The sequence below is a fragment of the Streptomyces brasiliensis genome (assembly GCF_014647875.1).
Lineage (GTDB): Bacteria > Actinomycetota > Actinomycetes > Streptomycetales > Streptomycetaceae > Streptomyces > Streptomyces brasiliensis.
In genome coordinates this window covers 1-8107 of the sequence record NZ_BMQA01000140.1, presented here as the reverse complement: position 1 = coordinate 8107, position 8107 = coordinate 1, and the positions used below count along the sequence as shown (strand labels likewise).

The following is an 8107-nucleotide window of genomic DNA, read 5'->3' as shown; positions in this document are numbered from 1 at the left end:
CCTCAAGAGGACCGGCGCCGTGCCGCGGGTGATCGTCACCGACAAGCTCCGCTCCTACGGTGCGGCCCACCGCGAGGTGATGCCCTCGGTGGAGCACTGCTCGCACAAGGGGCTGAACAACCGGGCCGAGAACTCCCACCAGCCAACGAGGCAGCGCGAGCGCGCCATGATGGGCTTCCGCAGCGTCGGCGGAGCACAGCGGTTCCTGGCCGCCTTCAGCGGCATCTCCCCCCACTTCAGGCCACGACGCCACCTGCTCACCGCCGCCGAACACCGCCTGGAGATGGTCATCCGCTTCGCGATCTGGGACCAGATCACCGGCAGCACCGGCCTGCCCACTGTGGCCTGACCCCCAGAACGCTCACCGAGTCTCACCGCGCCCTGATATACCCTCAGGCACTTCAACCCCGGCTAACGTGACAACGCCCCCCAGCGCGGTCCCGGCCGAGTGGACGAGCGGCATCCCGCTGTGCCGAGCGCAGAGCACCGCGGAGGCCGCTCGGATCGTACGCTTCCTGGCCGCGAGGAGTCGGCCTACATGACCGGACAGAACATCCGCGTCGACGGTGGAGAGACCAAGTCGGTCTGAGGCGCATCGGCAGGCTTTCCGCCACCGTACCTTGTATGCCGTCCGGGCTGGGCGGAGGCCAACTGCACTCATGACGGCGCCCGTCCGGCCCGCGAGGGCCTGGCTCTGTGTCAGGTGATCATCGGCAGCGGCTCGTGCGGGCGCCCGATGACCACCCGCTGTCACCGCAGCGGACAGGCGGCCTACGAGTGCTCCGGATCGAAGGCCGACCACCAGGGCACACCGACCTGCCGGTCCATCAGGGCGGACGTCGTCGATGACACGGTGGCCGCACGCCTGCTTGCCCAGTCGCCCTCGCGGCAGCGGACGAGGTCACCACCCGCCACACCCGCTCGCACCGGTCGGCCGAGCTGGCGGTAGAACGCGCCCGCTACGAGGCAGACCGCGCCGAGCGGGCGTTCACAGCGGTCGATCCCGCTCCTGCCCTGACGGATACCCAACGTCACCACCGACTACGGACCAGACCCCTTCAGGTCGACACTGCCCCGTCACCCGCACAGTCGAGACCGAGCAGGTTCAGGGCAGCGGCTCCGACGGTGCTCTCGGGATCGCTCAGGTCGACGGCGATGGAGAAGTGGTCGCGGTCGGGGACGGACGCGTAGCGGGCCCGTCCGCCGCAGGCCGCCCAGGTGTCGGCGATCCCGCGGGTCTGCCGAATGAACTCCTCGGACTCCAGGGCGCCGTGACAGGCCACCAGCGGGGCTTTCGGGGCCGCTGGGAGGTGGAACAGGGGGCTGTTCTCCCGGGCAGAGGAGAGGTTGAGGTCAAGCCAACCGTTGACGCGGGTGCGGAGCAGGGGGGTGAGGTCGTGGAGCCCGCTGATCAGCAGGCCGCCGGTGACAGCGTCGACGGGGATGCCGTACCGGTCGTGCCAGCCGTCGGCGAGGACCATGCCGGCCAGGTGGCCGCCGGCGGAGCTGCCACAGATCACGACGTGGCCTGGATCCCCACCGTACGCGGCGATCTCGCGGTGGGTCCAGGCGACGGCGCGGCGTACCTGGTCCACGATCTGCGGCAGGGTGGCCCCGGGGGCTAGGGCGTAGTCGACCGAGACCACCACCGCTCCGGCCCGGTGGAGCATGGGGGCGACGAAGGCGGACTCCTCCTTGGAGAGGGCACGCCAGTAGCCGCCGTGCACGAAAACGAACACCGGGGCGTCTGCGTGCGGCGGCTGGGGGAACACATCGAGGATCTCCCGGGCGCCTGGGCCGTAGGCGGCTTCCTTGTGGGGCAGGGCCGCGTAGGCCTCGTCGCTGAGGCTGCGGTAGAGCCTGGCGTAGACGTCGTAGTCCGGCACGGATGCGCGCGCGTCGTACTGGGCGTCGAGGTAGGGGTCGAGGTCAGGGGCGGACACCTTGGGGTCTCCCATCGGCAGGGGCTCGCACGAGGGCCGTGGTTCCGTCGGGCCGTGCGGGCAGACGCGGGCGGCGGACTGTAGTGGTTGGTCTGCGGGGGCGGATTGGTGAAGTGGTTGTGTCGGCGGGCGGACAGCGAGATGTGCCCGCGGGGGCGGTCCGTGGGGCGCCCGGCGCCAGCCGAGGGCGGCGCACGGGAGGGCGGATCCGCCTGACGCCTTCAGGGCATGCCCTGGCCTGGGGCCACGGTGCGGAGTCCGCCGGAGACCGTTGCGGAACAACTCGTTGACACGTGTTGCGATGCTGGTTACGGTTCCTCTAGAATTTTAATTCTAGAGGAACCATTCTAGATGGTCAGGTCCCCCGATGTCGAGTGGCCTCAGGCGCATTCGGTCCCAGCTCGAAGCCCCAGGTCACAGTCACGGCCTAGAGTGATGTGCTGGTGGAGTCATCTTGCTGGACAGATGATGCTCCAGACGCTCAAGGGGGCTCCTGTGCCCTGTAGTTACCGGCCGAGTTCCGACGCAAGGTCCTCGATCTCGTCGAAGCTGGCCGGCCAATCCGGCAGATTCCGCATCACCGCCGAGGACCCGGCCCCTGAATGAGACTCCGCACGATTGTCGGCCTGACGGGCTGCGAGTGCCCGGTCCTCCCCGCAGATGCCGCAGCGTCGTTTCGGGGCCTGATAGCAGTTTTTGCAGAGCGGATCGCCATCGTCGTTGTTGTACTTGTGTCGGGCAAGCGTTCTTCAGCGTGCGCACTCGCGCTCGGGCCGTGGGTTGCAGTTCGCGCAGAGCGCGGTGCCGTCGTCGAGTCGGCGGCCCGGATTGCGCATCCTCCCGCAGCTGGCGCATTCCTCCATGACCAGGGGGTCTTTGACGTAACAGCGGCGGCAGATCGGGCCGTCCTCTCGGTGGGTCACGATGAACCCGTCCTGCTTGCACCGACCGCAGGTCTTTTTGCCGAAACCCGCCTCGTCCAGCAGACTCGCGAGCCGGACCAGCGCCACGGGGCAGTGCGGCGATGGAGCCGACCACGCGTCCGCGTACTCCGCAAGGTGTGCCTCCAACTGCCGTGCGGGAGCAGGCGCCCACGCCTTTGCCCGCTCAAGAACGGCCCGGACTGCGTCGGCGTCATCCGTCGTCCCGCCGCCTTCTGAACATGGCCGACCAGACGGAGGCGCTGGGCGAGCGGCCGCTGGACGTCGGTACCACGCACGTTCCAGACCATTCTCCGTGCTGCTTCGACTCCCCCCGAGAGCGGCCCGGAGAGGTGCCGGGGCGGCTGGCCCCTCACCCATAGCAAGGGGGGTCGGCCGCCCCACATGCGCATTGACCCGACGGCGGGCACTCAGGCACGGATCATGGCCTCATGCCTTCGTCAAGCCTGTTCCGCTGCTGACCAACTCCTCACCTTTGGTCGGTTTGTTCAGTGCTGCGAGGTCGAGGTGTAACACTTCCGGCCGAGTTCGCTCTTCCTGAGGGGACGACTGTGTCGGTCGGCCAGGACAGGAGGCACGACTCGTGCAGTGGACGGACGAAAGCGGCGAAGCGTACGGCGAGGATCCCTACGGTGGCGGCGGGTACACGTATGGCTACGGCCACGAGTACGACGCCAGCGCCACCGCCGACACGGCCGCGATGTCCTGGGAGCCGGTACAACCCGCGCAATGGACGCACCCGATGGGTAACGCGCATTGGACGGACCCCTACGCCAGCGGGGCGTATCTCTACGCCGCCGGGCCGGGCCCCGCCACGACGGCGTGGGAGGCTGCCCACGGCGACGTTCTCACCGTGCCGCCCGTCACGACGGCATGGGACGCTGCCTGCGGCGATGTCCTCACCGTGCCGCCTCCAGAACTCAACACGCCCGGCCCTCCCATACCCGAACCGGACGCGCGGAAGAGCGAGTCGGTGCGGCCCGTCTTCGTTGATTCCTCGGGGCGCCGCCAGCGCCGCGTGAAGCGCGCCGCATGGTTGCTGGTGATCCCTGCCGGCGGCTATGTCGCCCTGCTGATCAGCACTGTGTTCGGCGGTCCCAGCCTCAACGCCCCGTTCGTCCCGCAACCGGAACCCAAGCACCTCACCACACCCCGCGTGTCCGCGCCCGACACCTCCCCCGGTACCGACCACTCCGCAGGGAGCGTGAGCCCTACCGCGGCGGAGGAAGAATCCCGCCCCACGACGGCGCCGAAGACCTCCAGCTCCACCGACCGGTCGACGGCATCCGCCGCCTCTGCGACCACACCCGTGCCTTCCGCGGCGCCCACCACCGTCGCGTCCCCGACCGCAATCGCCACCCCCCGTCCCACCTCCAAGGGCCGCGCGGTCGGCTCGTCCCACAACCCCGTGAAGTGATCCAAGGCCTCCTGACGTGACCAACCGCAGACGCCGCAAGGCACCCCGTCGGCGCCGCAGCCGCACCCGCCAGATCACACCTGGCACTCATTGGCTCCTGCTGAGTGTGCTCGCGGTGACCCTGTCGACGGCTCTGCTGCTGCAGGGTTACACCCACCACATGTTCGGACTCGCAGCGGACGGCGAGACCGGCGCCCGTGGCCGTAACGACACGGTGCCCAGCCAGGTGGCCCGCGGTGGCCCGGTGATCGCGAACGCGGCGACCTCTCCGCACACCGCCCAGGTGAAGGCCCGCACCATCGCGCTGACCTTCGACGACGGCCCGGACCCCGTCTGGACGCCACGGATCCTGGACGTGCTGCGCCGCAACCATGTGCACGCGACCTTCTTCGTCGTCGGGACCCAGGTCGTCGACCACCCGGAGCTGGTCCGCCGGATCATCGCCGACGGCAACCAGATCGGCATCCACACCTTCACCCATCCCGACCTGAGCAACCTCGCCCCATGGCACCGCTCCCTGGAGCTGCACGAAACGCAGCTGGCGGTGGCCGGCGCCGCAGGGGTCACCACCGCACTTCTGAGGCCCCCGTTCTCCTCCAAGAACGAAGCGCTGGACGATGCCGACTGGTCCGTCCTCACACAGGCCGACGCGGCAGGCTATGTCACGGTGCTCACCACCCAGGACGCCCAGGACTGGCGGCGCCCCGGCGTGAAGCACGTCCTCGCCAACGCGACCCCGCATGGCCACGCCGGGCAGATCCTGCTCATGCACGACAGTGGCGGTGACCGGTCGCAGACCGTCGCCGCACTGGAGTCCCTGATACCACGGCTCAAGGCACAGGGCTTCACCTTCACGACGGTCTCCGACGCGGTCGGCATGGCCGCACCCGTCCAACCCGCCGGACTGAGCGACCACCTGCAGGGGCTGGCCCTCATCAAGGTGCTGCAGGGTGGCGACTGGCTCGTGTGGCTGCTGGGCCTGCTGATGTACGCAGCCGGAGCGATCAGCGTGCTGCGCGCGCTGGTCGTACTGATCGCCGCCCGGCGGCACCGGCGTCTGCGGAGCAAACGGGGCCCCTCCTGGGGGCCGCCGGTGACCGAACCGGTCAGTGTCATCGTCCCCGCGTACAACGAGAGCGCCGGGATCGAGGCAGCCGTGCGCTCACTGCTCGCCTCCAACCATCCGGTCGAAATCATCGTGGTGGACGACGGTTCGACCGACGGCACTGCCGACCTGGTGGAATCGCTCCGCCTGCCGGTGCGGGTGATCCGTCAGCAGAACGCGGGCAAGCCCGCCGCACTCAACACCGGACTCGCAGCCGCCACCTGGGACCTGGTGGTCATGGTCGACGGCGACACGGTCTTCGAACCCGACACCGTCCGTACCATCGTGCAGCCCTTCGCCGACCCGCGCGTGGGCGCCGTCTCCGGCAACGCCAAGGTCGTCAACCGCGGTGGCCTGCTGGGCCGCTGGCAGCACATCGAGTACGTCGTCGGGTTCAACCTCGACCGCCGACTGTTCGACCTCGCCGAATGCATGCCGACCGTACCCGGAGCAGTCGGCGCGTTCCGCCGTAGGGCGCTGCTTGACCTCGGAGGCGTCAGTGACGTCACGCTGGCCGAGGACACCGACCTCACCATGGCGCTGTGCCGCGCCGGCTGGCGCGTGGTGTACGAGGAGGACGCGAAGGCCTGGACCGAGGTGCCCGCGTCACTCAACGCCCTGTGGCGGCAGCGATACCGCTGGTGCTACGGCACCCTGCAGGCGATGTGGAAACACCGCGGCGCACTGGTGCAGCGCTGCCCCGCCGGGAAACTGGGCCGCCGAGGCCTGGTCTATCTGCTGCTCTTCCAGGTACTGCTGCCACTGCTCGCACCCGTCGTGGACATCTTCGCTCTGTACGGGCTGGTCTTCCTCGACCCGGTCCGGATCATCGGACTGTGGCTCGCCTTCCTGCTGCTGCAACTCCTGATGGGCCTGTACGCGTTCCACCTGGACGGAGAGCGCCCGGGCCCACTGTGGAGCCTGCCGCTGCAACAGTTCGTCTACCGGCAGCTGATGTACCTGGTGGTGATCCAGTCCGTCTTCACCGCCGTGTCAGGCTCACGGCTACGCTGGCAACGCATGGAGCGGTACGGCAGCCTGCAGGCCCCGGTGGGCACCGAGGCCCCCCGCGAGGGCTTCAGCCCGCAGGAGCCCGGCTTTGCGCAAGCGACACCATACGAGGGCTATCCGCAGGCGGCGCCGTACGACGGCCTCCACCAGTCGGGCCCCTGGGACGGCAATCCGCAGACTCCACGGCACAACGGCCTCCCGCAGCCCGCACCACACGAGACACCGCAGTTGTACTCCACTGAGTGAAGAGCCTGGTCGGCTCGGGACGGCAACTGTCGACGTCCGACACCGGGCCGAGCTGGATGGCTACTCTCAGTCAGCACAGGAAGCCGCGGTCCGAAAGGTCACCATGCACACCCACCACGGACAGGCCGCGCTGGTCACCGGTGCCTCCTCGGGGATCGGCCGCGCGTACGCCGGACACTTGGCGCGGCGGGGATACGACCTCATCCTGGTCGCCCGTCGCGCCGATCGGCTCGCCCGGTTGGCGGAGACCATCCACCGTGACACGGGTCGGCGGGCTACTGTCCTGCGGGCCGATCTGGCGGACGAGAGCGACCTTGCCCGCGTCGAGACGGCCGTTCTCGAGAACGAGGGCCTCGCCGTCGTGGTCAATGCCGCCGGCCTGGGCGGACTGGCGCCCCTGCGCGAGGCGGACCCCGGGACGCTGGACGACCTCATCGCGGTCAACGTGACGGCCCTGACGCGTCTTTCCCGCGCCGCGCTGCTCACCTTCGGCGAGAACGGCTCCGGATCGCTCGTCAATGTGTCCTCGATCGGCGCTTTCCGTCCACCGCCCCGCGGTGCCGCCTACGGAGCGTCCAAGGCCTACGTCCTGCACTTCTCCCTAGCCCTGCAGCAGGAGGTGGCGCTGACCGGCATCCGTGTCCAGGTTGTGCTGCCCGGCCCCGTGCGCACCGAGTTCTTCGAAGGCGCGGGGACCTCGTCCATGTTCCCCGACGAGTCGTTCGTCGATGCGGACGATCTGGTGTGGGCCGCGCTCGACGGGCTGGACCGGGGAGAGCTCGTCTGCATTCCGACGCTTCCCGATATGGCGTCGTGGGAGGAAGTGGCCACGCTTCAGTTCGCTCTGCGGGATGCCGCAGGGGAGCGCGGCGTCATCGCCGATCGCTACGCGCCGTCGCGTAGCGGCTGACCTGTGTCAAGGGCGTCCCGGGCAAGCCGTACCTGCTGAAGATCGACTACCGAGAACCTCACCACCGCACCAATGCCAGCAACTTGAAGCTCGTGGGCAGTTGTCAAGCGGTTCCGGGGATCTTGTAGTTCTGGAGACGTGCGAACGGGACCTGCGGTAGTCGAGAGGTCGACCAAGACGATCTCGACACCGGAGGTCCCGTTGCCGGACCAGTTTGGCACGATGACGCTCACCCGCACCGTCACTACAGCGAACGGACTCTACGCCCCAGGGCATCTGGGAGCTTTGACCAGATACATACCCTTCGAGTTGGTGGACTGCGTGCTGATGGGCCTCGGCCGCTCCTCTGCGGTGCGCCGGGTCCCTTCGCGGGTGGCGGTGTACTTCGTCCTGGCGCTGGCCCTGTTCACGGGGCTGGGCTACAGGCAGGTATGGGGCAAGCTCGTCGGTGCGGTCCGTCAACTCGGCTACTGTGGACCCGCAGAGAAACAAGCCGTTGCTTACGGGAGTTGGGCTCGTTGATGTGGTATGGGC

Annotated in this window: 8 protein-coding genes; 6 read left to right on the top strand and 2 right to left on the bottom strand. The window is 68.8% G+C overall.

Annotation, left to right across the window (positions count from 1 at the left end):
* Both IEZ19_RS48540 and IEZ19_RS54075 read left to right on the top strand, forming a co-directional pair.
* A partial coding sequence (locus tag IEZ19_RS48540) for a DDE-type integrase/transposase/recombinase (protein ID WP_189317762.1) occupies positions 1–349 on the top strand: 349 nt, incomplete at its 5' end.
* Between the two features lie 387 nt (positions 350–736).
* Positions 737–949, top strand: coding sequence for a hypothetical protein (locus IEZ19_RS54075; protein ID WP_189317761.1), 213 nt, complete (start codon positions 737–739; stop codon positions 947–949).
* A gap of 109 nt (positions 950–1058) precedes the next feature.
* Here IEZ19_RS54075 and IEZ19_RS48530 read toward each other — a convergent pair whose 3' ends face one another.
* Together IEZ19_RS48530 and IEZ19_RS48525 are read right to left on the bottom strand one after the other, a co-directional pair.
* Positions 1059–1958, bottom strand: coding sequence for an alpha/beta hydrolase (locus tag IEZ19_RS48530; protein WP_189317760.1), 900 nt, complete (start codon positions 1956–1958; stop codon positions 1059–1061).
* Positions 1959–2692: 734 nt separating this feature from the next.
* Positions 2693–3013 carry a hypothetical protein gene (locus IEZ19_RS48525; RefSeq protein WP_189317759.1) on the bottom strand — a complete coding sequence of 107 codons (321 nt, stop codon included), beginning with the start codon at positions 3011–3013 and terminating at the stop codon, positions 2693–2695.
* Between the two features lie 454 nt (positions 3014–3467).
* Between IEZ19_RS48525 and IEZ19_RS48520 the strand changes: the two genes are divergently transcribed.
* The 4 genes from IEZ19_RS48520 to IEZ19_RS48505 all read left to right on the top strand — a co-directional run bounded on the left by IEZ19_RS48520 (position 3468) and on the right by IEZ19_RS48505 (position 8095).
* Positions 3468–4301, top strand: a complete 834-nt coding sequence (locus IEZ19_RS48520) for a hypothetical protein (RefSeq protein ID WP_189317758.1) — start codon at positions 3468–3470, stop codon at positions 4299–4301.
* A 16-nt stretch (positions 4302–4317) separates the two neighbouring features.
* Positions 4318–6663 (top strand): bifunctional polysaccharide deacetylase/glycosyltransferase family 2 protein, encoded by a 2346-nt coding sequence (locus tag IEZ19_RS48515; protein WP_189317757.1) that lies wholly within the window; start codon positions 4318–4320, stop codon positions 6661–6663.
* Between the two features lie 103 nt (positions 6664–6766).
* Positions 6767–7573 carry an SDR family NAD(P)-dependent oxidoreductase gene (locus IEZ19_RS48510; RefSeq protein WP_189317756.1) on the top strand — a complete coding sequence of 269 codons (807 nt, stop codon included), beginning with the start codon at positions 6767–6769 and terminating at the stop codon, positions 7571–7573.
* A 222-nt stretch (positions 7574–7795) separates the two neighbouring features.
* Positions 7796–8095 (top strand): transposase domain-containing protein, encoded by a 300-nt coding sequence (locus IEZ19_RS48505; RefSeq protein WP_268248796.1) that lies wholly within the window; start codon positions 7796–7798, stop codon positions 8093–8095.
* Positions 8096–8107: the final 12 nt, after the last annotated feature.

Bases quoted from the DNA above. Each gene is read 5' to 3' on its own strand.
- IEZ19_RS54075 (WP_189317761.1), top strand. From the start codon at position 737: ATGACCACCCGCTGTCACCGCAGCGGACAGGCGGCCTACGAGTGCTCC.
- IEZ19_RS48505 (WP_268248796.1), top strand. From the start codon at position 7,796: ATGACGCTCACCCGCACCGTCACTACAGCGAACGGACTCTACGCCCCA.
- IEZ19_RS48510 (WP_189317756.1), top strand. From the start codon at position 6,767: ATGCACACCCACCACGGACAGGCCGCGCTGGTCACCGGTGCCTCCTCG.
- IEZ19_RS48530 (WP_189317760.1), bottom strand. From the start codon at position 1,958: ATGGGAGACCCCAAGGTGTCCGCCCCTGACCTCGACCCCTACCTCGAC.